Genomic DNA, 23,751 nt, shown 5'->3' on the forward strand with positions numbered 1-23,751 from the left:
GGGCCTAGGCAAACAACCCCTTGTGCTCGGCGCGCAGCAGCGCCTTCTGCACCTTGCCCATCGTGTTGCGCGGCAGCTCCGGCACCACGAAGCAGCGCTTGGGAATCTTGAAGTTCGCGAGCTTGCCCTTGAGCTCCGCCACGATCTCATCGGCATCGATGGCCGTGCCCGCCTTGGCGATCACGATGGCCACGCCCACCTCGCCGAAGTCAGGGTGCGGCACGCCGATGACGGCGCTCTCGGCCACGCCGGCCATCTCGTTGATGTAGCCCTCGATCTCGGCCGGGTAGACGTTGTAGCCGCCGCTGATGATCAGGTCCTTGCTGCGGCCGACGATGGTGATGTAGCCGCGCCCGTCGATCTTGCCGACGTCGCCGGTCTTGAAGAAGCCGTCGGCGGTGAACTCTTCGGCCGTCTTCTCGGGCATGCGCCAGTAGCCGGCGAACACGTTGGGGCCGTCGACCTCGATGCCGCCGATCTGGTCGGTGGTGCAGTCGTTGCCGTTCTCATCGCGCACCCGCAGCTGCACACCCGGCAAGGCGAAACCGACGGTGCCGCCGCGGCGCTCGCCCTGCTCGGGCTTGTAGGGATTGGAGGTGAGCATGACCGTCTCGCTCATGCCATAGCGCTCCAGGATCGTGTGACCGGTGCGCTCCTTCCATTCGTCGAAGGTCTCGATGAGCAGCGGCGCCGAACCCGCGACGAACAGGCGCATGTTGCGCACCGCCTTGCGCGTGAGGCCGGGCTCGGCCAGCAGGCGCACATAGAGCGTGGGCACGCCCATGAACACGGTGGCCTCGGGCAGCTTGGCGACGATGCGCTTGGGGTCGAACTTCGAGAACCAAAGCATCTTGCTGCCGTTGAGCAGCGCGCCGTGCAGCGCCACGAAGAGGCCGTGCACGTGGAAGATGGGCAGTGTGTGCACCAGGACGTCGCCCGGCGTCCAGCCCCAATAGTCCTTGAGCACCTCGGCGTTCGACAGCAGGTTGCCGTGCGTGAGCATCGCGCCTTTGCTGCGGCCGGTGGTGCCGCTGGTGTAGAGGATCGCGGCGAGGTCGTCGGGCGACTTCTTCGCGGGCGTGTGCCTGTCGCTGCATTGCGCGGCCACTTCGAGCAGCGTGCCGGTGCGGTCGTCGTCCAGCGTGAACACGTGCCGCGTGCCCGCCGCGTTGGCGATGGGACCGACCCACGCCGCGTTGCGGGTCGTGCACACCACGACCGCGGGCTCGGCGTTGCCGATGAAGTATTCGATCTCCGCGCTCTGGTAGGCGGTGTTGAGCGGCAAAAACACATAGCCCGCGCGCAGCGTGGCGAGGTACAGCAGCATCGCCTCGACCGACTTCTCGACCTGCACCGCGATGCGCGCGCCCTTCTCGAGCTTGAGCGCATCGAGCAGGTTGGCGATCATCGCGCTCGCGCGTTCGAGGTCGCGCCACGAATAGAAAAGGCCGTTGTCGGTCTCGACCGCGATGCCGTCGAGGTCGGCGGGAAAGGCCGCGCGCAGGGCGGCGAACAGGTTGGCGTTGGTTGGCTTCTTCATCGCTTCGTCTTTGAACCGGTACTTCAGAAATTCGGTGTGCGCTTGGCAAGGAAGGCATCGATGCCTTCGCGGTGCTCGGCGGAATCGGCGTAGTCGTAGGCCGTGGCGAGCAGGCTCTCTGTGGATGGCGCGCCGGCCTTCAGCATGGAGAAGGTGCGCTTGTGCAGGCGCGCGGCCTGGGGCGCGAGCGCGGCGATGCGGTCGGCGTGCGCCTGCACGGCCGTGGCCACCTCGTTGTCGGGCAGCACCTGCAGCAGGAAGCCCGCGTCGTACAGGCGCTGGGCACCGTGCACGCCGGCGGCCAGCAGCATGTCGCGCGCGAGCACGTCGCCGATGGCGCCGTGCACGAGGGCCGCTTCGCGCGGCGCCATCGGAAAGCCCAGCTTGGCAATTGGCGCGCCGAACTTCGCGGAGGCGCCGGCGATTCGGATGTCGCAGCAGCTCGCGATCTCGATGCCGGCGCCCATGCACGCGCCTTCGATCTGCGCAACCAGGGGCACCGGGCAATCGAGCAGCGTCTGCAGCGCGGCCCACACCTCGTTCTCGTGGAACTCGCGCAGGCTCGGCTCCTCGAAGCGGAACGACGGGTACTCGGAGATATCGCCGCCCGCGCAGAAGGCGCCGCCCTCCCCGCGGATCACAACGCATCGAAGTCCCGCTTCGTCCAGGCCCGCGACCGCCGTGCGCAACGCGCGCCACATGGCACGCGTCATCGCGTTGAGGCGGCCCGCGTTGGCCAGCGTGACGAACGCCACAGCGCCGTCGCGCCGCACCGATACGGACGCTCTTTCGCGCCGGGGCGCCACAGTGCCCGCAGCCGTCATTCGAGCTTGGCGCCCGACGCCTTCACGACCGTGTACCAGCGCTTGATTTCGGAGTTCACGAAGCCGCCGTAGGCCGCCATGGTGAGCGTCGGGATCTCGGAGCCGTTCTGCGCCCAGATCGACTTGAGCTCGTCCGTGGCGAGCGCCTTCTTCATGTCGTCGACCGCGCGCGCCTGCACGTCGGCCGGCGTGCCCTTGGGGGCCCAGAGGCCATACCAGGTGGTCACGGTGTAGTCGGGCAGGCCCACTTCGGCGGCGCACGGCACGTCGGGGAAGGCCGGGTTGCGCTTGGTGCCAGCGACCATCAGCGCCTTGATGCGGCCGCTCTTGATGTGCTGGGCCGAAGAACCCAGGCCGTCGAACATCAGGTCGACGTTGCCCGAGATCAGGTCCGACAGCGCCGGGCCCGCGCCGCGGTACGGGATGTGGGTGATGAAGGTGCCGGTCTGGATCTTGAAGAGCTCGCCCGCCAGGTGATGCGAGGTGCCCGAGCCGGCCGAGCCGTAGTTGAACTTGCCCGGGTTGCGCTTCACCAGCGCGATGAATTCCTGGATCGTGTTGGCCTGTACGCGCTTGGGGTTGATGACCACCACCTGCGGCACGTTGGCCAGCAGCATGAGCGGCACGAAGTCTTTCTCGATGTCGTAGTCCAGCTTGGGATACACCGAGGGCGCGATGGCGTGGTGCACGGCGCCCATGAAGAGCGTGTAGCCGTCGGCCGGGGCCTTGGCCGCGATGCTCGCGCCCAGGGTGCCGCCCGCGCCGCCGCGGTTGTCGATCACCAGCGTCTGCCCTGCCACCTTGGTGAACTGGCCCGAGAGGGGCCGCGCGAAGGCGTCGGTGCCCCCGCCCGCCGGGAACGGCACGATCATCGTCACCGGCTTGGTCGGCCAGCCCTGCCCCTGGGCACGCGCGGCGCCGCAAAGAACGGCCGCTCCGGCGGCGGCCACGCGCAAAACATCACGTCGCTGAAAACTCTGGTTCATGTGTCTCATCTCCGATCGTTGTGGATTTTGGTGCCTTCTCTACACCCGCTTTTTTGAACACTCAGCCTTTTTTGAAGAACAGGCTTTCGATGTCTCCCGATACCGCGACCTTACCGTCGCCCAGCAAGGTCCGATGCTTGTCCAGGCGCTTGAGGTCGTAAAGATAGTTGACCATGAGCCCGTACGACTGCTTCTGCCCCTTGGGCGACGGATCGCCCGCCCAGTTCAGCCGCTCCACCCGCGCACCGTTGCCCAAGTGGAAGCGAGCGACCGGATCGGCCGGCGTGCCGTCGACCAGCGCGTGGCCGAGGTATTCGGCGGCCGCCTGCAGCAGCCATTGGCGCAGCGGCGACTTGGCATCGAACGTGGCGGCGGCATCGACGGCAGCGAGCAGGCGCTCGGCCGTGGGCGGCATGGAGCCGACGAGCCGGCCGAGTTCGGCCTCGCGCTTTTCATCCAGGCGCGGTAGCAGGTCGGCCGCGTTCTTTGCGAGCCAGGTGCGAAAGCCCGGAATCGGCGAGAGCGTGGCGAAGGTCTTCAGGCGCGGCAGCTCGTCCTGCAGCGTCTCGACCACGCGCTTGATGAGCGAATCGCCGAAGCTCACCCCGCGCAGGCCCGTCTGGGTGTTGCTGATCGAATAGAAGATCGCGGTGGTTGCCTTGGCCGGCAGCACCGGCACGGCGGCCTCGTCGAGCAGCGGCGTGATGCCGTCGCTGATGCGATCGACCAGCGCCACCTCCACGAAGATGAGCGGCTCGTTGGGCAGGCGCGGGTGAAAGAACCCGTAGCAGCGGCGGTCGCTGTCGTCCAGCCGGTTCTTCACGTCGGACCAGCTCTTGATGTCGTGCACCGCCTCGTAGCGGATGAGCTTCTCGATCAGCGAGGCCGGCGAATCCCAGTCGATGCGGCGCAGCTCCAGGAAGGCGACGTCGAACCAGGTGGAGAACAGGTGCTCGAGCTCGGCATCGAGCGCGAGCAGGCGCTTGTCGGCCTTCAGGCACGGCAGCAGGTCGGCGCGCAGGTCGACCAGGAAGCGCATGCCCGCGGGCTCGACCGCAAAGCGCTGCAGGAGACGCATGCGCGGGGAGACGAGCGCGCGGCGCAGCTTCAGTTCGGCCTGCCCTTCGTCGGGCGTACCGACCGCGGCCTGGTGCTGGTCGCGCGCGGTCTTGAGCTTTTGCGCGTCGGCGGCGAAATGCTCGCTCATCAGGGCCCAGTAGTCCCGGCGCTCCTCGGGCGTGGCATCGGCATAGGCCTCGGCAATGGCATGGGCCCGGCGGCCGCCCTCGACCTCGCTCACGCGCGGATCGATCACCGCCTGCAGGTCGGCGAGCACGCGGCGCAGCGCGCGCGGAGACAGGGCCTCGTCGGCCTTGCGCAGCGTGACCTGCAGGCGCTCGGCGGTCGTGCGCTCGCTGGGCTTGAGCGTGTTCTTCGGCGCGCTTTTCGCAGCCGCTTCGGGCGCCACGGGCACCTTGGACTTCTCGCCGGTGCGCAGCCGCGCTTGGAACCATTCGGTCGCACTCATCGCTGGACTCCCCTGTGGATGGGTTCGGGCGCGCCGCGGCAAATCGTCATGGCATCACCCTGGATTTCTGCTGGCGCGCGACCTCGCGCAGCGCTTCGCGCTGCCGCGTCAGGTGCGTGCGCATGGCGGCGTCGGCACCTTCGCTGTCGCGCGCCTTGAGCGCCGCGAACACGGCCAGGTGCTCCGAGAGGCTCTGGTCGAGCCGGCCCGGCGCATGCAGTTGCTGCAGGCGCGCGAGCTTCAGTATCTTGCGCAGGTCGCCGATCACTTGCGCGAGCCACCGGTTGTCCGCGAGCTTGATGATCGCCTCGTGAATGATGTGGTTGGTGGCGTAGTAGTCGTTGATGCGGCGCGCCTTGGCATGGCGCTCCAGGCGCTCGTGCAGCCCGTCGAGCTCGTGCAGCTCGGCATCGCTCGCATTGCGCGCCGCCTCGTAGGCGCAGCGGCCTTCGAGCAGCGCGATGACGGGGAAGATCTCGTCGAGATCGCGCTCGGTGACTTCGTTGACGAAGCAGCCGCGGCGCGGCTCGTGCCGAAGCAGCCCTTCGGCGGTGAGCACCTTGAGCGCCTCGCGCAGCGGCGTGCGGGAAATGGCGAGCCGCTCGCACAGCGCCACTTCGTCCAGGAAACTGCCCGGCGCCAGCGTGCCCTCGAAGATCTGCTCGCGCAGCGTGGCGGCGACTTCGTCGTGCAGGGAGTTGGGGACCAGGCGCATGGGGATTGGGGCTCTTCGACCTCGGATGCTCGGCGTAATTTCCTGTAATTACGCGTAATTGTGAGCGCGCAACAAATGTGGCGCAAGTGTCACGGGCACCCCGCGCGGCCCGTGATTACCCTGAGATCGCCTGCTTCAGGCGCGTGCGGTGACCGTCTTCGCGCGACCGAACCAGAACCACAGCGCGATGCCCGCGATCACCATCGGCACGCTGAGCCACTGCCCCTGGCTCAGGCTCAATGCCCTGAGGCCCAGGAAGTCGTCCGGCTCGCGGAAGTACTCGGCAAAGAAGCGCAGCGCGCCGTAGCCGATCAGGAAGACGGAGGCCACCTGTCCCTGCTTGCGCTCCTTGCGCGCGTAGAGCCACATGATCACGAACAGCAGCAGCCCTTCGAGCAGGAACTGGTAGATCTGCGAAGGATGGCGCGGCTGCATCGAGCCGCTTTGCGGAAACACCATGCCCCAGGGCAGGTCGGGGCTGCTGAAACGGCCCCAGAGTTCGCCGTTGATGAAGTTGCCCACGCGGCCCGCGGCAAGGCCCGTCGGCACGCAGGGCGCCACGAAGTCCATCACCTGCCAGAACGGCCGCGCGCGCGAATGCGCAAACCACACCATCGCGCCGATCACGCCCAGCATGCCGCCATGGAAGCTCATGCCGCCCTGCCACACGTAAAGGATCTCCAGCGGATGCGCGAGGTAGAACTCGGGCTTGTAGAAGAGGCAATAGCCCAGGCGCCCGCCGACGATCACGCCCATCACGCCGAGGAAAAGGATGTCCTCGATGTCCTTGCGCTGCCAGGCGCCCTGCCCGACCAGCGAGCGGTACGGCTCGTGGCGCAACCGCCGGGTGCCGAGAAAGTAGAACAGCGCGAAGGCCGCCAGGTAGGTCAGGCCGTACCAGTGAATGGCGACGGGCCCGAGCTGCAAGGCGATGGGATTGATCTGCGGATACATGAGCATCCGCGGATTGTGCCCGGAGCATTTGACTCGCCCCCAGGCTTCGCGCACTTCGTGCCGCTTCTCCTCCCCCCTACCGGGGGCAACACCTGCGGTCCGGCAGAGCCGGTTCCGCGGTGTTAGCGCGACGGGGGCCGGGGGTCAGGGCCTGAATTTCCACCTCAGCAGCGCTGCCACGGCAGCCGGCACCGCGAATATCAGGAGAAAGATCGGCAGCTCCTCGGCCACCGAGTACCCTGCCTTGATCACGCCCACCGCCATGTTGATGCCGGCGCCGATGAACCACGCCGGGATGAACCACTTGGCGGCGGTGGCCAGCGCCAGCGAAGAGCCGTCGCCGATAAACCGGCTGGCCAGCAGAAACACCACCAGCAGCACGAAGCCGCCGCCCATCACCATGACTGTGTGCATATGCGTTGTCCTCCGCGCGCGATCTTGCCGGATCGGTCAGGCCCTTGTCGGAGAATTTGCCGCGCCCCCCGCACGCCTGCGCCAGCCGCCCAAGCCGGGTCAGCCGCGCTCGCGCACGCGCACGAATTCCACGAAGCGCGCGAGCGCCGGGTTGTCCGCCCCCTCGGGCCACACCAGGCTGGTCTCGCAGACGGGAAGCGCCGGCGCGCTGCGGCGCCGCGCGGCTGGCACGAACTCCGCGGCGCGCCGGTAGACGACGCCCGCGCGCCGGAACTGCGTGACGCTCTCCGGCACCCAGGCCACGCCGATGTCCCCGGAAACCAGGTTGACGATGGTCTGCATCTGGATGGCCTCCTGCGCGAGTTGCGGCACACGGCCCGCCGCGTGATAGAGCCCGAAGATCGCGTCGTGCAGCGAAGGCACGATGCGGCGCGGAAAAATCACCAGCGGCTCGGCCAGCACGTCGGCCAGCATCAGCTTCTGCGTGCGGGCCAGCGCGTGCCGGGCCGGCAGCGCGAGCACCAGCGGCTCCTCGGACACGGCCAGCCGCGTGAGCCCGGGCGGCGCGGCGCCGGGCGAATGCAGCATCAGTCCGGCATCGATCTCTCCGCGCGCGAAGGCCTCGAGCTGCACGTCACCGGTGGCCTCGACCAGCTCGAGCGCCACCTCGGGGCACAGCACGCGAAACTCGCGCACCCAGGCGGGCAACTGCTCGAAGCCGACGGTCGAGACGAACGCAATGCGCACCCGCCCCACCTGCCCTGCGGCTGCGGCGCGCGCCCGTGCCGGCAGCGCCTGCGCCCGGGCCAGCAACTCGCGCACGTCAGGCAGCAGCGCCTCGCCGGCGGGCGTGAGTGCCACGCGCCTTCGGGTGCGGTCGAACAGCACCACGCCCAGCGTTTTTTCGAGTTGGGCGATCGCCTGCGTCACGGGCGGCTGCGTCATGTGCAGCCGCAGCGCCGCTCGGCCGAAATGCAGTTCCTCGGCCACGGCGACGAACTGGCGCCAGGCACGCAGGTCGATCAGTGCTTCATTCATATGCCGAGCATATCAATCCATGCTTCAAATTGGATTGGAACCAATCAATAAGAAGTCCGATACTTGGCTCCCCCGATCTCCCCACGATAGAAGAGACACCATGGACACCAAGCCGATCCAGATCAACCGCCGCAGCGCCAACATCGTCGAAGGCAAGAGCCGCGCCCCCAACCGCTCGATGTTCTATGCCATGGGCTACGAAGAGAGCGACTTCAAGAAGCCGATGGTCGGCGTGGCCAACGGCCACAGCACCATCACGCCCTGCAACTCGGGCCTGCAGAAGCTGGCCGACGCGGCCATCGCGGGCATCGAAGAAGCCGGCGGCAACGCGCAGGTGTTCGGCACCCCCACCATCTCCGACGGCATGGCCATGGGCACCGAGGGCATGAAGTACTCGCTGGTGAGCCGCGAGGTGATTTCCGATTGCATCGAGACCTGCGTGGGCGGCCAGTGGATGGACGGCGTGCTGGTGGTCGGCGGCTGCGACAAGAACATGCCCGGCGGCCTCATGGGCATGCTGCGCGCCAACGTGCCGGCCATCTACGTCTACGGCGGCACCATTCTCCCGGGCCGCTACAAGGGACAAGACCTCAACATCGTGAGCGTGTTCGAAGCCGTGGGCCAGAACGCCGCAGGCAACATGAGCGACGAAGACCTGCACGAGATCGAGAAGCGCGCCATTCCCGGCACGGGCTCGTGCGGCGGCATGTACACGGCCAACACCATGTCCAGCGCGTTCGAGGCGCTGGGCATCTCGCTGCCCTACTCCTCGACGATGGCGAACCCGCACGACGAGAAGGCCAACTCGGCCAAGGAATCGGCCAAGGTGCTGATCGAGGCGATCAAGAAAGACCTGAAGCCGCGCGACATCGTGACCAAGAAGGCGATCGAGAACGCCGTGGCCGTGATCATGGCCACCGGCGGCTCGACCAACGCGGTGCTGCACTTCCTGGCCATCGCGCACACGGCCGGCGTCGAATGGTCGATCGACGACTTCGAGCGCATGCGCAAGAAGGTACCGGTCATCTGCGACCTGAAGCCCTCGGGCAAGTACCTGGCGGTCGATCTGCACCAGGCCGGCGGCATTCCGCAGGTCATGAAGGTACTGCTGAACGCGGGCCTGCTGCACGGCGACTGCATCACCATCAGCGGCCAGACCATCGCCGAAGTGCTGAAAGACGTGCCCAACGTGCCGCGCGCCGACCAGGACGTGATCCGCCCGATCGACAAGCCGATGTACGACGAAGGCCACCTGGCCATCCTGAAGGGCAACCTCTCGCCCGAAGGCGCGGTCGCCAAGATCACGGGCCTGAAGAACCCGGTCATCACCGGCCCGGCGCGCGTGTTCGACGACGAGCAGTCGGCGCTCAAGGCCATCCTCGACGGCAAGATCGTGGCCGGCGACGTGATGGTGCTGCGCTACCTGGGCCCCAAGGGCGGTCCGGGCATGCCCGAGATGCTCGCACCCACCGGCGCGCTCATCGGTGCGGGCCTGGGCGAGAGCGTGGGCCTCATCACCGACGGCCGCTTCTCGGGCGGCACCTGGGGCATGGTGGTCGGCCACGTCGCGCCCGAAGCGGCGGCGGGCGGCACGATCGCGTTCGTGAACGAAGGCGACTCGATCACCATCGATGCGCACGAACTCAAGCTCGAACTGAACGTGCCCGAAGCAGAGCTTGCCAAGCGCCGCGAAGGCTGGAAGGCTCCCGCACCGCGCTACACGCGCGGCGTGCAGGCCAAGTTCGCGTTCAACGCCTCGAGCGCGAGCTCGGGCGCGGTGCTCGACAAGTTCTGATCGATCACATCATCATCCAGGCACCGTAGCCGAAGGCGATGAAGCCCAGGCCCACGATGCCCAGGATGCTGCGGAACTCGAACTCCATTGCAGGCGGAAAGCTCTGCACGACGAAGTGCAGCAAGGCGCCGGCGCCGATGGTCATGAAGCCGGCGCCGAGCCCCTTGCCGAAACTTTCGTCGGGGTAGAGAAAGCACACGGCGAAGCCCGCGAGAAACACCAAGTTGGCGAGTACCGTGCCGCGCGTGCGCCAGCGCTTCTGCGCGGGCGTGGCCTCGCGGACCTTCACTGCGAATGCGGGCCGGGGCCGGCCTTCCTTGATCGCCATGCCGGTGAAGAACAGGCCGAACATCGCCGGAAACCCGCCGAAGAGGCCGAGCCCCCACACGATGCCCCACATGTTCTGGAAATCGGCCACCAAGGCCTGCGACGGATCGGCTGGCTTGTAGCGCACCTCGACCGGGTCGCCCGGCTCCTTGCCAGACAGCCCGCCGCCGAGCCCCTTGACGCTGCGCGCCTGCCCGTCGGACGCGGTGTATTCGACAACCGGGGCGCGCGTGGTCGTCGTGCGGCCCTTGCTGTCCTTGCTGCGCTCCTCGACGAACTCGACCAAGTGCCCTTCCACCAGCACCGTACCGGCAATCGATTGATAGCGCTGCCAGCCGACCGTGGCCGCGCCGTAGAGGCCTGCGCAGCCGATCAGCAGCGCACCGATGCCGACGCCCCAGAAGAGGTTCTTTCGCCAGCCCACGAGCGCGCCGATGGCCGGTCCGACGAAAAGGGAGAGTGCGAAGACGAGCAGCGCGTGGGTGGCGGCTTCGTCATCCATGGCGCGCTTCGGTTCAGGCAGCGCGGGAGGGTGGCCGGGGAGCGGCTATGCGCTCAGCGGCGCGGGCGCTGGCCGTTGCTGGTCGGCAGGCCCATGTTGGCTTTCTGGCGGTCGATGCGCGCCTGCTTGCGACGGTTTTCGCGCTCGATGACCTTGCGCTTGGTGTAGCCCGACGAATCGGCCCATGCCCACCACGCGACGGCCAGTGCGAACGGCGACAGGACGATCCACCAGCTCCAGCCGGCGACGGCACCGACTTCGAAATATTTGAGGCCCAGGCCCAGCAGGCCCAACAACAGAAACCACATCGCGAATCCCTCCGGGTTGTTGTCAACGCATCCGGACGCCGGTCCACGGCGCTACCTACAATCGCGTTGGCATCGAATGTAACCCAGCCCTTACGAAATAAATCTCCCCATGAAAAGAGTTCTGTTCGCCGCAGCCCTGGGCCTTGGCCTCGCGGCGCCCGCCTTCGCCGACCTGGCCCTGGCCACGTCGAAGAACTGCATGAGCTGCCACGCCGTCGATCGCAAGGTGCTCGGCCCGTCCTTCAAGGACGTGGCCACGAAATACAAGGACGACAAGGGCGCCATCGACGCCCTCGCCACCAAGATCGTGAAGGGTGGCTCCGGGGTGTGGGGGCCGGTGCCGATGCCGGCGAACAACCAAGTCAGCGAAGCCGATGCGAAGAAGCTGGCGGCGTGGGTTCTTGCCACGCCACGTTGATGCGCTTTTGCTTTTTCAACCCTGAGGATTGATATCGGCCGGAACCACCACCGGCCGGCGCTCGATGCGGTCTTCGAGCTGGCCGATGTGAGCGGCCAAGGTGTTGTCGGTCTGTTCGGAGCGCAGGCGCACCGCGTGCTCCAGCTGGTCGATGCGAGCCACAAGCGCCGTGTGGCGGTCGGCGTTGTGCGCCATGTGCTTGTTCTCCTGCGCCTCCAAGAAGTTGCGCAGTTCGGTGAAGCGCGAAGCCTCGGCCTTGTCGGCGAGGTCGCGCTGGACCTGCATTTCCTTGGTGTGGCGCTTGGTGTCCAGCAGCACCGAACTGTGCAGGTACAGCACATAGACCAGGAAGAAGGCGGCCAGCACCACCGTGAGGCCCAGCATGATCAACCCCAGCGGCGCCGAGACGGTCATGAAGCCCAGCCACACATCGGTGGGGGCCGCGAGCGTCCCCCAGTTCAATGCGGCGAGCGCTGCAATCAGCAACACGATGACGAACAGGAAAGCGGATCTCACGCCCATGGGGGGCCTCCTCTGAAAAGATCGAACACAACAACCGGCGCCGCACGCCTCCAGGCGCGCGGCAACGGGTTGGTTTTACCTCAGGCAAAGGGCCCGTACGGCGCTGCCGGACGGACAGGCGGCCACGTCCTACAGGCGTTCTGACAACTGTTCGAGGATTGCCGGGTTCTGCCGGCACATCACATCGCTGCGCGATATGAGTGCCGTCTTCACCGGCGGCGCGCTTCGCGCTGACCGGCCTTCGGCCGGATCCTGAATCAGTTTGTCTGCGACAACTGCTCCAGGATCGCCGGGTTCTGCCGGCACATCACATCGCTGCGCGATATGAGTGCCGTCTTCACCGGCGGCGCGCTTCGCGCTGACCGGCCTTCGGCCGGATCCTGAATCAGTTTGTCTGCGACAACTGCTCCAGGATCGCCGGGTTCTCCAGCGTCGAGGTGTCCTGCGTGATCGCCTCGCCCTTGGCGATGCTGCGCAAGAGGCGCCGCATGATCTTGCCGCTGCGCGTCTTGGGCAGGTTGTCTCCGAAGCGGATGTCCTTGGGCTTGGCGATGGGGCCGATTTCCTTGGCCACCCAGTTGCGCAGTTCGTTGGCGATCTGCTTGGCTTCCTCGCCCGTCGGGCGGGCTCGCTTCAGGACGACGAAGGCGCACACCGCCTCGCCGGTCACGTCGTCGGGGCGCCCCACCACGGCGGCTTCGGCCACGAGGTCGGTCTTGGACACCAGCGCCGATTCGATTTCCATCGTGCCCAGGCGGTGGCCCGAGACGTTCAGCACGTCGTCGATGCGGCCCGTGATGCGGAAGTAGCCGCGGTCTTCGCTGCGCACCGCGCCGTCGCCGGCCAGGTAGATCGTGCCGCCCATTTCCTCTGGGAAATAGCTCTTCTTGAAGCGCTCGGGGTCGTTCCAGATCGTGCGGATCATCGAGGGCCACGGCCGCTTGATGACCAGCATGCCGCCCGCGCCGTTGGGCAGGTCCTTGCCGGTCTCGTCGACGATCGCGGCCATGATGCCCGGCAGCGGCAGCGTGCAAGAGCCCGGCACCAGCGGCGTGGCGCCCGGCAGCGGCGTGATGACGTGGCCGCCGGTCTCGGTCTGCCAGAAGGTATCGACGATCGGACATTTCTCGTGGCCGATATTGCGGTGGTACCACATCCATGCTTCCGGATTGATCGGCTCGCCGACCGATCCGAGGATGCGCAGGCTCGAGAGGTCCCAGTTCTTCGGATGCACTTTCTCGTCGCCCTCGGCCGCCTTGATGAGCGAGCGGATGGCGGTGGGCGCCGTGTAGAACACCGACACCTTGTGCTTCTCGATCATCTGCCAGAAGCGGCCCGCATGCGGGAACGTCGGAATGCCTTCGAACACCACCTGCGTGGCGCCGGCCGCGAGCGGCCCGTAGGCGACGTAGGTGTGGCCGGTGATCCAGCCGATGTCGGCGGTGCACCAGAACACGTCGTCCGGCTTGATGTCGAAGGTCCAGTCCATCGTGAGCTTGGCCCACAGCAGATAGCCGCCGGTGGCGTGCTGCACGCCCTTGGGCTTGCCGGTGGAGCCCGAGGTGTAGAGGATGAAGAGCGGGTGCTCGGCGTTCACCGCCACGGGCGGGCAATCGGTGCTCTGGCCCTGGAGCGCTTCGGTGAAGGTCTTGTCGCGGCCTTCGACGCGGTTCCATGCGGTGGGCGTGCGCTCGTACACGAACACCGTCTTGATCGATTCGCAGCCGCCCAGCGCGATGCCGTCGTCCACGATGGCCTTGAGCGGCAGTTCCTTGCCGCCGCGCAGCTGGTAGTTGGCAGTGATGACGGCCACGGCGCCGGCGTCGATGATCCGCTCCTGCAGCGCCTTGGCCGAGAAGCCGCCGAACACCACGCTGTGGGTGGCGCCGATGCGCGCACAGGCCTGCATGGCGATCACGCCTTCGACCGTCATCGGCATGTAGACGATGACGCGGTCGCCCTTCCGGATGCCCGAGGCCTTGAGCGCGTTGGCGAACTGGCTCACGCGGTCGAGCAGTTCCTTGTAGGTGACGTTGGTGACGGTGCCGTCGTCTGCCTCGAAGACGATGGCGGTCTTGTTCTCGACGGGAGTGCCGATGTGCTTGTCCAGGCAGTTGGCGCTGGCATTGAGCTCGCCGTCGCCGAACCATTCGTAGAACGGGGCCTTGGACTCATCGAGCGTTTTCGTGAACGGCTTGGTCCACTGCAGGTTGCCCTTGGCCAGGCGGGTCCAGAACCCTTCGAAGTCCTGTTCGGCCTCCTTGCACAGCGCGTCGTAAGCGGCCATGCCGGAAATCCTGGCGCCCTCGGTGGCGCGGGCGTCGGGGGGGAACACGCGGTTCTCGACCAGTACGGATTCAATGTTTTTAGATGCGCTGCTCATTCGCTTTGTCTCCTGGATGGGTGCGGCCGTAATGTCGACCGGGCCACTTACGGGTCACTGACGCGTCCGATGTTAGTTCGCAGGGTTATCACGGGTACGACACGGGGGCACCCATAAAATCGCCGGTCCTCCACGAACCCCCACCCGATGTCCGCTCCCGATCCTTTCGACCCCTTGAATCCGCCGCCCACCCGGACCCTGCCGATGGGGCCGCTGCCCAAGCTGATCTTCGCCAGCCGCTGGCTGCAGTTGCCGCTGTACCTGGGCCTGATCGTCGCGCAGGCGGTGTACGTGGTGCACTTCCTGGTCGAGTTGCTGCACCTGGTCGAAGCCGCATTCGGCAGCCAGACCGCGCTGCAGGCCCTGATCACCAGCATCGGCTACAAGACGACCGCCCCGGTCGGCTCCCTCAACGAGACTGTCATCATGCTGGTGGTGCTGGCGCTGATCGACGTGGTGATGATCTCCAACCTGCTGATCATGGTGATCGTGGGCGGGTACGAGACCTTCGTGAGCCGCATGAACCTGGAAGGCCACCGCGACCAGCCCGAATGGCTCAGCCACGTGAACGCATCGGTGCTCAAGGTGAAGCTGGCGACCGCCATCATCGGCATCAGCTCGATCCACCTGCTCAAGACCTTCATCAACGCGGACAACTACACCGACCGCGTGCTGATCGCGCAGACGGTGATCCACATCACCTTCCTGTTCTCGGCCATCGCCATCGCCTACACCGACAAGCTGATGACCGCGAACGCCTCGCACGGCGGCGCGCCCCACTGACCGGAAAGCCCGCGCGCTCCCGTCCTATGCGGCGGCGCGCGGCGCGTCCCAGGCCGGCACCTCGGTGAAGCGCTCGGCCAGGAAGTCGAGCATCGAGCGCAGCGCGGCCGACATGTGCTTGCGCGAGGCATACACCGCGTACATGCCGACGACCTGCGGCTCGAAATCCGCGAAGAGCGGCACCAGTTCCCCAGCCTGCACCAGTTCCGACGTCAGGTAGGTCGGCAGCATCGCAATGCCTGCACCCGCGCGGGCCAGATGCATCAGGCTCGTGGCGTCGTTGGTCGATACATTGCCGGCCACGGCGACGGACACCGGCTCCCCGCTGTCCTTGCGCGTGAAATTCCAGAGGCTGCGCCCGAAGTACGAATGCGTGAGGCAGTTGCGCTGGGCCAGCTCTTCCACGCGCAGCGGGCGGCCGTGTTCCTTCAGGTAGGCCGGCGAGGCGCAGACCACCGAACGGCACACCGTGAGACGCCGCGCGATGAGGTTCGGATCGATCTCCACCGCCACGCGGATCGCCAGGTCGATGCGCTCGTCCACCAGGTTCACCGCGCGGTCGAGCAGCACCAGGTCAACCGCCACCGCTGGATAGCGCCGCACGTAGTCGGCCACCGCATCGGCCAGCTGCGCCTGCGCGAACGAGGCGCTGCAGGTGATGCGCAACTGGCCGCTCGGCGCCTCGGCCGGATGCCGCACCGCGGCCTGCATGTCGCCCGCGAGCTCGAGCACCTGGCGGCAGCGCGGCAGCAGTTCCTCGCCGGCGGCGGTGAGGCTCAGGCGCCGCGTGGTGCGGTGCAAGAGGCGTGCGCCGGTCCATTGCTCCAGCTCGGCCACATAGCGCGTGACCACCGGGCGGGACATGTCCAGCTTTTCGGCCGCGGCCGACAGGCTGCCCGAATCCACCACGTTCACAAACACCCGCATTGCGTTCAATCGGTCCATTCGAACGATTCTAGGAATAAAGAAGCGCGGATTTCGAGGTATTTCTTTCGAAACCAGAAACCTAAGATGCGATTCATCCCATCCACTTCTGGAGTCACTCATGAGCCACATCGCCATCATCGGCGCCACCGGACGCGCCGGCGGCCGCCTTCTCGACGAGGCGCTGCGCCGCGGCCACACCGTCACCGCCATCGCACGCAAGGCCACCGAAAAGCTGTCGGGCCGCGCCAATGTGAAGGCCGTGGACGTCGACGCGCTCGACGGCGCCGCGCTGGAGAAGGCGCTGGCCGGCCACGACGCCGTGTTCAGCGCCGCGCACTTCGCCACCGTGCCGCCCGCGGCCATCATCGAGCCGGTCAAGCGCGCGGGCGTCAAGCGCCTGCTGGTGGTCGGCGGCGCCGGCAGCCTGTTCGCGGCGCCCGGCCTCAAGGTAATCGAGACGCCGAACTTCCCCGACGCCTACCGCGCCGAAGCCACGGCCGGCGGCGTGTTCCTCGATGCGCTGCGCAGCGAGAAGGAACTCGACTGGACCTTCCTGTCGCCTTCGGCCGAATTCGTCGACGGCGAACGCACGGGCAAGTTCCGCCTCGGCAAGGACGATCTGCTCGTGAGCGCCGAAGGCCGCAGCTGGATCAGCTTCGAGGACTACGCGATCGCGTTCATCGACGAGCTCGAGAAGCCCGCGCACTCGCGCCAGCGCTACACCATCGGCTACTGATCGGCCGGCAATGAAAAAGGACCCTAGCGGGTCCTTTTTGTCATGGGCTGATCGGATCAACGGCCCGTCATGTTCTCCGGCACCACCCACTGGTCGAACTGCTCGGCCGTCAGGTGGCCCGAGGCGATCGCCGCCTCGCGCAGGCTCGTGCCTTCCTTGTGCGCCTTCTTGGCGATGTAGGCCGACTTGTCGTAGCCGATGTGCGTGTTCAGCGCCGTCACCAGCATCAGCGAGCGCTGCACCAGCTCGGTGATGCGTTCGCGGTTCGGCTCGATGCCCACAGCGCAGTGGTCGTTGAAGCTCACCATGCCGTCGGCCAAGAGGCGCACGCTCTGCAGGAAGTTGTGCGCCACCATCGGGCGGAATACGTTCAGCTCGAAGTTGCCCGAGGCACCGCCGATGTTGATGGCCACGTCGTTGCCGAACACCTGCGCGGCCAGCATCGTGACGGCTTCGCTCTGCGTCGGGTTGACCTTGCCCGGCATGATCGACGAGCCCGGCTCGTTCTCGGGAATGCTCAGTTCGCCAATGCCGCTGCGCGGGCCGCTCGCGAGCCAGCGCACGTCGTTGGCGATCTTGTTCATGCTGGCCGCGAGCGTCTTGAGCGCGCCGTGGGCATGCACCAGCGCATCGACGCTGGCCATGGCTTCGAACTTGTTCGGTGCGGTCACGAACGGCAGGCCGGTGAGCTTGGCCAGTTCGGCGGCAACCTGCTCGGCGTAGCCCTTCGGCGCATTGAGCCCTGTGCCCACGGCCGTGCCGCCCAGCGCCAGTTCGCTCAGGTGCGGCAGCGCGGCGCGCACGTGCGCTTCGCCATGTGCCAGCTGCGCGACGTAGCCCGAGAACTCCTGGCCCAGCGTAAGGGGCGTGGCATCTTGCAGGTGGGTGCGGCCGATCTTCACGATGTCGGCGAAGTCCTTGGACTTCTGTTCCAGCGTGCCGCGCAGCTTGGCAATGGCGGGCAGCAGCTTGTGCGTGATCGCCTCGACGGCGGCCACGTGCATGGCGGTGGGGAACACGTCGTTGCTCGACTGGCTGCGGTTCACGTCGTCGTTCGGGTGGACCAGGCGCCCTTCCCCGCGCTCGCCGCCGAGGATTTCGCTCGCGCGGTTGGCCAGCACCTCGTTGACGTTCATGTTGGTCTGCGTGCCCGAGCCGGTCTGCCAGACCACCAGCGGGAACTCGCCCGGATGCTTGCCGGCGATGACCTCGTCGGCCGCGGCCACGATGGCCTGGGTCTTCTTCTCGTCCTGCAGGCCCAGCGCGTGGTTGACCACGGCCGAGGCGCGCTTGACCTGCGCCAGCGCCTTGATGATCTCGCGCGGCTGCTGCTCGCCGGAGATGTCGAAGTTCTGCAGCGAGCGCTGCGTTTGCGCGCCCCACAGCTTGTCGGCCGGCACGTCGATCGGACCGAAGGTATCGCGCTCGGCACGGGTCTTGGGGGAAGTCGTCATGAGAAAAAGCTCCGCAGTCTTGGATGGTTGCGCCGCCTGGTCGGGCGCGGGCCCGAGTATCGGCCAACAAGAATAGCTCGCATCTGACGGGGCCATTGGGCCGCCGCCGACATCACGTTACGCCCCCTGGATTGACTCGCGTCATGTCAAAAAGTTATAATCATTGGCTTCAGACGACCAACAAGTCATGTTGATCGGCCCTGCACTACTCGCGGATCTCCGAATCCCGTCGCGGTGCAAGGTTCTCCCCCGCCGGGCCCTGCCCGGCACCGGCCGGATCGTTCCGGCCCCACTGCCACGCCACTTTTCGGCGGGCACTGGTTTCGTCGCCACGTCGTCTTCAGTGCCTGCCGGCAGCCTCCAAGGCTCGCCCGGCCATTGCACGCGCCTTCTCGCGCACTCTGTTCGGGCAGCCTTGCCGGCTGATGGCGTGCCGTTGCCGTCCCGTGCTTTGCCGGGGCGGTGCTGTGTCCAACCATTCAACAAGGAGCCCCGGCATATGGCCAAAGGAATTCTCATCGACCATGTCTTCAAGGTGTTCGGCGATTCGCCGGACGAAGCACTCGAATTGGTCCGGCAAGGTTTTTCGAAGAAGGAAATCCTCGCGCAGACGGGCCAGTCGATCGGCGTGTTCGATGCCACCTTCGAGATCCAGGCCGGTGAGATCTTCGTGATCATGGGCCTGTCGGGTTCGGGCAAGTCGACGCTGGTGCGCCTGTTGAACCGGCTGATCGAGCCGACCGCCGGGCGCATCGTGATCGACGGCGCGGACATCAACGAGCACTCCGACGCCAAGCTGCGCGCACTGCGCCGCAAGGACATCAGCATGGTGTTCCAGTCGTTCGCGCTGATGCCGCACATGACGGTGCGCGAGAACACCGCGTTCGGCCTCGAACTCTCCGGCACGAGCAAGAAGGAGCGCCTCGCGCAAGCGGACAAGGCGCTCGCGCAGGTGGGCCTGGCGGGCTGGGGCGACAGCTATCCCGACGAGCTTTCCGGCGGCATGCAGCAGCGCGTGGGCCTGGCGCGTGCGCTGGCTTCCGATCCGTCGATCCTGCTGATGGACGAGGCTTTCTCGGCGCTCGATCCGATCATCCGTACCGAGATGCAGTCGGAGCTGCTGCGGCTGCAGCAGGAGCAGCGCCGCACCATCGTCTTCATCTCGCACGACTTGGACGAGGCCATGCGCATCGGCGACCGCATCGCGATCATGAAGGACGGCCAGGTGATCCAGGTCGGCACGCCCGACGAGATTTTGCGCAGCCCCGCGGACGACTACGTGCGCAGCTTCGTGCGCGGCGTGGACGCGGCGGCCGTGTTCAAGGCGGCGGACATCGCGCGCAAGTCGCTCACCGTGGTGAGCGAGCACCCCGAGCGCGGCGCGCGCGCGGCGCTCAAGCTGCTGGAAGACCAGGACCGCGACTTCGCCTATGTGACCAGCCCCAACAAGCGCTTCCTCGGCGTGGTGTCCGCCGACACGCTGCGCGGCGCGCTCGACGGGCATTCCGGCCCGCTGGGGCTGCAACACGCGTTCCTGGCCGACCTGCCGCGCATCGACGCCGAGGCGCCGGTGGCCGGCCTGATCGGCCAGCTCGCGCAAGCGCCGTGCGCGCTGCCGGTGGTGGCGGGCGACGGGCGATTCTGCGGTGCGATCAGCAAGACGACGCTGCTCAAGTTCCTGGACCGCGAGACGCCGCCGATCGAGCCCGTCTCCCCGCACGCCGCCCCCGCGCTCGCCGCCGAGCCGCACTGAATTCACGAAGGACCCTGAACGATGAACGACACCACACTTCCTTCTTCCGACCTGGGCGCCGCTGCGAACACGGCCCCGGCGCCCGCCGCCTTCGTCGATCCGTGGGAGGCGCTCTCGGCCGCGCCCGACACTTCGGCCACCAGCGCCTGGCTCGACGCACCGGTGAATGCCGCGCAACAGCTCGCCGGACAGGGCGACGGCGCCGCCAGCGGCTTCCAGCTGCACCGCCTGTGGGACGGCTCGCTGCCGGTCGAATCGTGGATCAACCAGGGCCTTGGCTGGGTGGTCGAACATTTCCGTCCCTTCTTCCAGACGGTGCGCCTGCCCATCGACAGCACGCTGAACTGGGTGCAGGGCCTGCTGACCGGCTTGCCGACGCTCGCGATGATCGCGCTCATCGGCCTTTTCGCCTGGCAGTTCGCGGGCCGCGCGCTGGCCATCGGCACCACGGTGGCGCTGCTCCTCGTGGCCATGCTGGGCATCTGGCCCGAGGCGATGGTCACGCTCTCGCTGGTGTTGACCTCGCTGGTCTTCTGCATGGTCATCGGGCTGCCGCTCGGCGTACTGCTGGCCAGCAGCGACCGCGCCCAGCGGATCATGCGGCCGGTGCTCGACGCGATGCAGACCACGCCGGCCTTCGTGTACCTCGTGCCGGTGGTGATGCTCTTCGGCATCGGCAACGTGCCGGGCGTGATCGTGACGATCGTCTTCGCGCTGGCGCCGCTGGTGCGCCTCACCAACCTGGGCCTGCGCCAGGTGCGTCCCGACCTGATCGAGGCTGCGCGCGCCTACGGCGCCTCGCCCTGGCAGATGCTGGTGAAGGTGCAGCTGCCGCTGGCGATGCCATCGATCATGGCGGGCATCAACCAGGCGCTGATGCTGTCGCTGTCGATGGTGGTGATCGCTTCGATGATCGCGGTCGGTGGCCTCGGCCAGATGGTGCTGCGCGGCATCGGGCGGCTCGACATGGGCCTGGCGACCGTCGGCGGGCTGGGCATCGTGCTGCTGGCGATCTCGCTCGACCGGCTGACGCAGGCGATGGGCAAGTCGCGCCGCAGTGCGGGGCGGCGCTGGTGGCACACCGGGCCTGCCGGGCTGGCGCTGCGCGTGCTGCAGCGCCTCGTGGGCACGCCGTCGCGTGATGCGAACGCGCCTGTCCCCGCACTTTCCACGCCATGACGCGTCTCGGAGGAAATCAACGCATGAAGAAAACCCGTCTCATCGCTCGCAGCGTCCTGGCGCTCGGCTTCGTCGCCTTCGGCATGGCGGCACAAGCGGCCAACGACCTCCCCGGCAAGGGCGTCACCGTGCTGCCGCTCAAGAGTTCGCTGGCCGAAGAAGCCTTCCAGACGCTGCTGGTGATGCGCGCGCTCGAAAAGCTCGGCTACACCGTCGAGCCCATGAAGGACCTGGAGCCCGCCACCGAGCATCTGGCCATCGCCAACGGCGACGCCACCTTCATGGCGAACCATTGGAGCCTGCTGCACGCGGACTTCTACAAGAACAGCGGCGGCGACGCGAAGCTCTCGCGCACCGGCGTGTATTCCGATGGGGCCGTGCAGGGCTACCTCATCGACCGCAAGACCGCCGAGCAATACAACATCACCAACATCGCGCAACTGAAGGACCCGGCGATCGCCAGGCTCTTCGACGCGGACGGCGACGGCAAGGCCGACCTCACGGGCTGCAACCCCGGCTGGGGCTGCGAGCTGGCCATCGAGAACCACCTGAGCGCCTACCGGCTGCGCGACACCGTCACCCACAAGCAGGGCAGCTACGCCGCACTGATGGCCGACACCATCGCGCGCTTCAAACAGGACAAACCGGTGCTGTACTACACGTGGACCCCGTATTGGGTCAGCGCCGTGCTGCGCCCGGGCGCGGACGTGGTGTGGCTGCAGGTGCCCTTCTCGTCCTCGCAGGAAGGCCAGGCCGACACCCAGCTGCCCAACGGCAAGAACTACGGCTTCCAGGCCAACCGGGAGCAGATCGTCGCGAACAAGGCCTTCGTCGAGAAGAACCCGGCAGCGGGCAAGCTGTTCGAGGTGATGAAACTGCCGATCGGCGACATCAACGCCCAGAACCTGCGCATGAGCCAGGGTGCCAACACGCAGCAGGATGTGGAGCGGCATGCGGACGGGTGGATCAAGGTGCATCAGGCCCTGTTCGACGGCTGGATCGCCGAGGCGCGAGCCGCCGCAAGGTAGCCGCCCCCGTGCCGCGGACGGCGGCTGAGATAATCGGGGGGCGTTTTCCCGTGTTACCCACTAAAAAAAGCCCCCCACCATGACGACCACGATCCAGCAGGCCGACCTGATCGAATCGATCAGCGCCGCGCTGCAGTACATCAGCTACTACCACCCCGCCGACTACATCGCCCACCTGGCCCGCGCCTACGAGCGCGAGCAGAGCCCCGCGGCCAAGGACGCCATTGCGCAGATCCTCACCAACAGCAAGATGAGCGCCACGGGCCATCGCCCGATCTGCCAGGACACCGGCATCGTCAACGTGTTCCTCAAGGTGGGCATGGACGTGCGCTGGGAAGGCTTCACCGGATCGCTGGACGACGCCATCAACGAAGGCGTGCGCCGCGGCTACAACCACCCCGACAACACGCTGCGCGCCTCGGTCGTGGCCGATCCGCAGTTCGACCGCAAGAACACCAAGGACAACACGCCCGCGGTGATCTTCACCGAGATCGTCCCGGGCAACACCGTCGAAGTGACGGTCGCGGCCAAGGGCGGCGGCAGCGAGAACAAGAGCAAGCTCGTGATGCTGAACCCCGGCGACAGCGTGGTCGACTGGGTCCTGAAGACCGTGCCGACCATGGGCGCCGGCTGGTGCCCGCCGGGCATGCTGGGCATCGGCATCGGCGGCACCGCCGAGAAGGCCGCGCTCATGGCCAAGGAAAGCCTGATGGACGACCTGGACATGCACGAGCTGCAGGCCAAGAAGGCCTCGGGCGCGGAGCTGAGCAAGGTCGAGGCGCTGCGCATCGAGCTGTACGAGAAGGTCAATGCGCTGGGCATCGGCGCGCAGGGCCTGGGCGGCCTGGCCACGGTGCTGGACATCAAGATCAAGATGTACCCGACGCACGCGGCGAGCAAGCCCGTGGCGATGATCCCCAACTGCGCGGCCACCCGCCACGCGCACTTCGTGATGGACGGCAGCGGCGCGGTGTACCTCGACCCGCCGTCACTGGACCTCTGGCCCGACGTGAACTGGGCGCCCGACGAGAAGAAGAGCAAGCGCGTCGATCTCGACAAGCTCACGCCGGCCGAAGTGGCCAGCTGGAAGCCGGGCGACACGCTGCTCCTGAACGGCAAGATGCTCACCGGCCGCGACGCCGCGCACAAGCGCATCCAGGGCATGCTGGCCAAGGGCGAGAAGCTGCCCGTCGACTTCACCAACCGCGTCATCTACTACGTCGGCCCGGTCGATCCGGTCGGCGACGAGGCCGTGGGCCCCGCCGGCCCGACCACCGCCACGCGCATGGACGGCTTCACCGAGATGATGCTGGCCCAGACCGGCCTCATCGCCATGATCGGCAAGGCCGAGCGCGGCCCGGTCGCCATCGAGGCGATCAAGAAGCACAAGAGCGCCTACCTCATGGCCGTGGGCGGCGCCGCCTACCTGGTGAGCAAGGCCATCAAGACCGCCAAGGTGGTGGGCTTCGAAGACCTGGGCATGGAAGCCATCTACGAATTCGACGTGGTCGACATGCCGGTGACGGTGGCTGTCGATGCGGGCGGCACCAGCGCGCACATCACCGGCCCGGCCGAGTGGCAGAAGCGCATCGCCAGCGGCGAGTTCAAGACCATCATGATGGAAGAGGCCTGAGGCC

General features: G+C 67.0%; 22 protein-coding genes. 8 read left to right on the forward strand and 14 right to left on the reverse strand.

Translation table 11 applies throughout. The features are described 5' to 3' along the window. Positions 1–4 precede the first annotated feature (4 nt). From RT97_RS24750 to RT97_RS24785, 8 genes are all read right to left on the reverse strand, one after another. The gene (locus RT97_RS24750) at positions 5–1,540 is read right to left on the reverse strand and encodes a malonate--CoA ligase (RefSeq protein ID WP_042581503.1); all 1,536 of its coding nucleotides are present in this window, start codon (positions 1,538–1,540) and stop codon (positions 5–7) included. Between the two features lie 23 nt (positions 1,541–1,563). Then, entirely contained in the window at positions 1,564–2,364 is an 801-nt protein-coding gene (locus RT97_RS24755; protein ID WP_042581504.1) for an enoyl-CoA hydratase/isomerase family protein, read from the reverse strand. Further along, positions 2,361–3,350, reverse strand: a complete 990-nt coding sequence (locus RT97_RS24760) for a Bug family tripartite tricarboxylate transporter substrate binding protein (protein ID WP_042581505.1) — start codon at positions 3,348–3,350, stop codon at positions 2,361–2,363. Before RT97_RS24760 ends, RT97_RS24755 begins: the two co-directional genes overlap by 4 nt. A 61-nt stretch (positions 3,351–3,411) precedes the next feature. After that, on the reverse strand, positions 3,412–4,878 hold the full coding sequence (locus RT97_RS24765) for a malonyl-CoA decarboxylase (RefSeq protein ID WP_042581506.1): 1,467 nt from the start codon (positions 4,876–4,878) through the stop codon (positions 3,412–3,414). Positions 4,879–4,924: 46 nt separating this feature from the next. Continuing rightward, positions 4,925–5,593 carry a GntR family transcriptional regulator gene (locus RT97_RS24770; protein ID WP_042581507.1) on the reverse strand — a complete coding sequence of 223 codons (669 nt, stop codon included), beginning with the start codon at positions 5,591–5,593 and terminating at the stop codon, positions 4,925–4,927. Positions 5,594–5,728: 135 nt separating this feature from the next. Then, complete coding sequence (gene lgt, locus RT97_RS24775; RefSeq protein ID WP_042581508.1) at positions 5,729–6,553, reverse strand: prolipoprotein diacylglyceryl transferase; 825 nt, start codon at positions 6,551–6,553, stop codon at positions 5,729–5,731. Positions 6,554–6,691: 138 nt separating this feature from the next. Continuing rightward, positions 6,692–6,961 carry a hypothetical protein gene (locus RT97_RS24780; RefSeq protein WP_042581509.1) on the reverse strand — a complete coding sequence of 90 codons (270 nt, stop codon included), beginning with the start codon at positions 6,959–6,961 and terminating at the stop codon, positions 6,692–6,694. A 99-nt stretch (positions 6,962–7,060) separates the two neighbouring features. Then, a complete protein-coding gene (locus tag RT97_RS24785; RefSeq protein WP_042581510.1) occupies positions 7,061–7,999 on the reverse strand; it encodes a LysR family transcriptional regulator in 939 nt (312 codons plus the stop codon). Positions 8,000–8,099: 100 nt separating this feature from the next. Here RT97_RS24785 and ilvD point away from each other — a divergent pair, with 100 nt between their 5' ends. Next, positions 8,100–9,794 carry a dihydroxy-acid dehydratase gene (gene ilvD / locus RT97_RS24790; RefSeq protein WP_042581511.1) on the forward strand — a complete coding sequence of 565 codons (1,695 nt, stop codon included), beginning with the start codon at positions 8,100–8,102 and terminating at the stop codon, positions 9,792–9,794. A 4-nt stretch (positions 9,795–9,798) separates the two neighbouring features. Here ilvD and RT97_RS24795 read toward each other — a convergent pair whose 3' ends face one another. Together RT97_RS24795 and RT97_RS24800 are read right to left on the reverse strand one after the other, a co-directional pair. Then, entirely contained in the window at positions 9,799–10,623 is an 825-nt protein-coding gene (locus tag RT97_RS24795) for a DUF3592 domain-containing protein (RefSeq protein WP_042581512.1), read from the reverse strand. Between the two features lie 53 nt (positions 10,624–10,676). After that, complete coding sequence (locus RT97_RS24800; protein WP_042581513.1) at positions 10,677–10,931, reverse strand: TIGR04438 family Trp-rich protein; 255 nt, start codon at positions 10,929–10,931, stop codon at positions 10,677–10,679. A gap of 109 nt (positions 10,932–11,040) precedes the next feature. Between RT97_RS24800 and RT97_RS24805 the strand changes: the two genes are divergently transcribed. Then, complete coding sequence (locus RT97_RS24805; RefSeq protein ID WP_042581514.1) at positions 11,041–11,349, forward strand: c-type cytochrome; 309 nt, start codon at positions 11,041–11,043, stop codon at positions 11,347–11,349. Positions 11,350–11,364: 15 nt separating this feature from the next. Here RT97_RS24805 and RT97_RS24810 read toward each other — a convergent pair whose 3' ends face one another. Together RT97_RS24810 and acs are read right to left on the reverse strand one after the other, a co-directional pair. Continuing rightward, the gene (locus RT97_RS24810; protein ID WP_042581515.1) at positions 11,365–11,871 is read right to left on the reverse strand and encodes a signal transduction histidine kinase; all 507 of its coding nucleotides are present in this window, start codon (positions 11,869–11,871) and stop codon (positions 11,365–11,367) included. Between the two features lie 385 nt (positions 11,872–12,256). After that, on the reverse strand, positions 12,257–14,254 hold the full coding sequence (gene acs / locus RT97_RS24815) for an acetate--CoA ligase (RefSeq protein ID WP_042581516.1): 1,998 nt from the start codon (positions 14,252–14,254) through the stop codon (positions 12,257–12,259). A gap of 147 nt (positions 14,255–14,401) precedes the next feature. Here acs and RT97_RS24820 point away from each other — a divergent pair, with 147 nt between their 5' ends. Further along, a complete protein-coding gene (locus tag RT97_RS24820; protein WP_042581517.1) occupies positions 14,402–15,037 on the forward strand; it encodes a YqhA family protein in 636 nt (211 codons plus the stop codon). Positions 15,038–15,061: 24 nt separating this feature from the next. Here RT97_RS24820 and RT97_RS24825 read toward each other — a convergent pair whose 3' ends face one another. Then, positions 15,062–15,982 carry a LysR family transcriptional regulator gene (locus RT97_RS24825; protein ID WP_042581518.1) on the reverse strand — a complete coding sequence of 307 codons (921 nt, stop codon included), beginning with the start codon at positions 15,980–15,982 and terminating at the stop codon, positions 15,062–15,064. A gap of 100 nt (positions 15,983–16,082) precedes the next feature. On the opposite strand from RT97_RS24825, the gene RT97_RS24830 reads away from it, so the two are divergent. Further along, the gene (locus RT97_RS24830) at positions 16,083–16,700 is read left to right on the forward strand and encodes an NAD(P)-dependent oxidoreductase (protein WP_042581519.1); all 618 of its coding nucleotides are present in this window, start codon (positions 16,083–16,085) and stop codon (positions 16,698–16,700) included. 56 nt (positions 16,701–16,756) lie between these two features. On the opposite strand, the gene fumC is transcribed toward RT97_RS24830, so the two are convergent. Continuing rightward, positions 16,757–18,154 (reverse strand): class II fumarate hydratase, encoded by a 1,398-nt coding sequence (gene fumC / locus RT97_RS24835; RefSeq protein ID WP_042581520.1) that lies wholly within the window; start codon positions 18,152–18,154, stop codon positions 16,757–16,759. Between the two features lie 499 nt (positions 18,155–18,653). Between fumC and proV the strand changes: the two genes are divergently transcribed. The 4 genes from proV (at position 18,654) to RT97_RS24855 (ending at position 23,747) form a co-directional block, all read left to right on the forward strand. Next, the gene (proV, locus tag RT97_RS24840) at positions 18,654–19,907 is read left to right on the forward strand and encodes a glycine betaine/L-proline ABC transporter ATP-binding protein ProV (protein WP_042581521.1); all 1,254 of its coding nucleotides are present in this window, start codon (positions 18,654–18,656) and stop codon (positions 19,905–19,907) included. Between the two features lie 21 nt (positions 19,908–19,928). Then, entirely contained in the window at positions 19,929–21,086 is a 1,158-nt protein-coding gene (gene proW, locus RT97_RS24845; RefSeq protein ID WP_042581522.1) for a glycine betaine/L-proline ABC transporter permease ProW, read from the forward strand. A gap of 23 nt (positions 21,087–21,109) precedes the next feature. After that, positions 21,110–22,114 (forward strand): glycine betaine/L-proline ABC transporter substrate-binding protein ProX, encoded by a 1,005-nt coding sequence (gene proX, locus RT97_RS24850; protein WP_042581523.1) that lies wholly within the window; start codon positions 21,110–21,112, stop codon positions 22,112–22,114. 79 nt (positions 22,115–22,193) lie between these two features. Next, positions 22,194–23,747, forward strand: coding sequence for a fumarate hydratase (locus tag RT97_RS24855; RefSeq protein WP_042581524.1), 1,554 nt, complete (start codon positions 22,194–22,196; stop codon positions 23,745–23,747). The last annotated feature ends 4 nt before the right edge of the window (positions 23,748–23,751 follow it).

Origin of the sequence: Variovorax paradoxus, from assembly GCF_000834655.1 — a bacterium.
In the GTDB taxonomy this organism is placed as follows: domain Bacteria; phylum Pseudomonadota; class Gammaproteobacteria; order Burkholderiales; family Burkholderiaceae_C; genus Variovorax; species Variovorax paradoxus_F.

Coding starts and splice junctions, on each gene's coding strand:
- RT97_RS24770 (WP_042581507.1), bottom strand. CDS start 5,593: ATGCGCCTGGTCCCCAACTCCCTGCACGACGAAGTCGCCGCCACGCTG.
- RT97_RS24750 (WP_042581503.1), bottom strand. CDS start 1,540: ATGAAGAAGCCAACCAACGCCAACCTGTTCGCCGCCCTGCGCGCGGCC.
- RT97_RS24810 (WP_042581515.1), bottom strand. CDS start 11,871: ATGGGCGTGAGATCCGCTTTCCTGTTCGTCATCGTGTTGCTGATTGCA.
- RT97_RS24855 (WP_042581524.1), top strand. CDS start 22,194: ATGACGACCACGATCCAGCAGGCCGACCTGATCGAATCGATCAGCGCC.
- acs (WP_042581516.1), bottom strand. CDS start 14,254: ATGAGCAGCGCATCTAAAAACATTGAATCCGTACTGGTCGAGAACCGC.
- RT97_RS24780 (WP_042581509.1), bottom strand. CDS start 6,961: ATGCACACAGTCATGGTGATGGGCGGCGGCTTCGTGCTGCTGGTGGTG.
- RT97_RS24765 (WP_042581506.1), bottom strand. CDS start 4,878: ATGAGTGCGACCGAATGGTTCCAAGCGCGGCTGCGCACCGGCGAGAAG.
- RT97_RS24760 (WP_042581505.1), bottom strand. CDS start 3,350: ATGAACCAGAGTTTTCAGCGACGTGATGTTTTGCGCGTGGCCGCCGCC.
- RT97_RS24755 (WP_042581504.1), bottom strand. CDS start 2,364: ATGACGGCTGCGGGCACTGTGGCGCCCCGGCGCGAAAGAGCGTCCGTA.
- lgt (WP_042581508.1), bottom strand. CDS start 6,553: ATGCTCATGTATCCGCAGATCAATCCCATCGCCTTGCAGCTCGGGCCC.
- RT97_RS24805 (WP_042581514.1), top strand. CDS start 11,041: ATGAAAAGAGTTCTGTTCGCCGCAGCCCTGGGCCTTGGCCTCGCGGCG.
- RT97_RS24820 (WP_042581517.1), top strand. CDS start 14,402: ATGTCCGCTCCCGATCCTTTCGACCCCTTGAATCCGCCGCCCACCCGG.
- RT97_RS24800 (WP_042581513.1), bottom strand. CDS start 10,931: ATGTGGTTTCTGTTGTTGGGCCTGCTGGGCCTGGGCCTCAAATATTTC.
- fumC (WP_042581520.1), bottom strand. CDS start 18,154: ATGACGACTTCCCCCAAGACCCGTGCCGAGCGCGATACCTTCGGTCCG.
- proX (WP_042581523.1), top strand. CDS start 21,110: ATGAAGAAAACCCGTCTCATCGCTCGCAGCGTCCTGGCGCTCGGCTTC.
- RT97_RS24785 (WP_042581510.1), bottom strand. CDS start 7,999: ATGAATGAAGCACTGATCGACCTGCGTGCCTGGCGCCAGTTCGTCGCC.
- proW (WP_042581522.1), top strand. CDS start 19,929: ATGAACGACACCACACTTCCTTCTTCCGACCTGGGCGCCGCTGCGAAC.
- proV (WP_042581521.1), top strand. CDS start 18,654: ATGGCCAAAGGAATTCTCATCGACCATGTCTTCAAGGTGTTCGGCGAT.
- RT97_RS24795 (WP_042581512.1), bottom strand. CDS start 10,623: ATGGATGACGAAGCCGCCACCCACGCGCTGCTCGTCTTCGCACTCTCC.
- RT97_RS24830 (WP_042581519.1), top strand. CDS start 16,083: ATGAGCCACATCGCCATCATCGGCGCCACCGGACGCGCCGGCGGCCGC.
- ilvD (WP_042581511.1), top strand. CDS start 8,100: ATGGACACCAAGCCGATCCAGATCAACCGCCGCAGCGCCAACATCGTC.
- RT97_RS24825 (WP_042581518.1), bottom strand. CDS start 15,982: ATGGACCGATTGAACGCAATGCGGGTGTTTGTGAACGTGGTGGATTCG.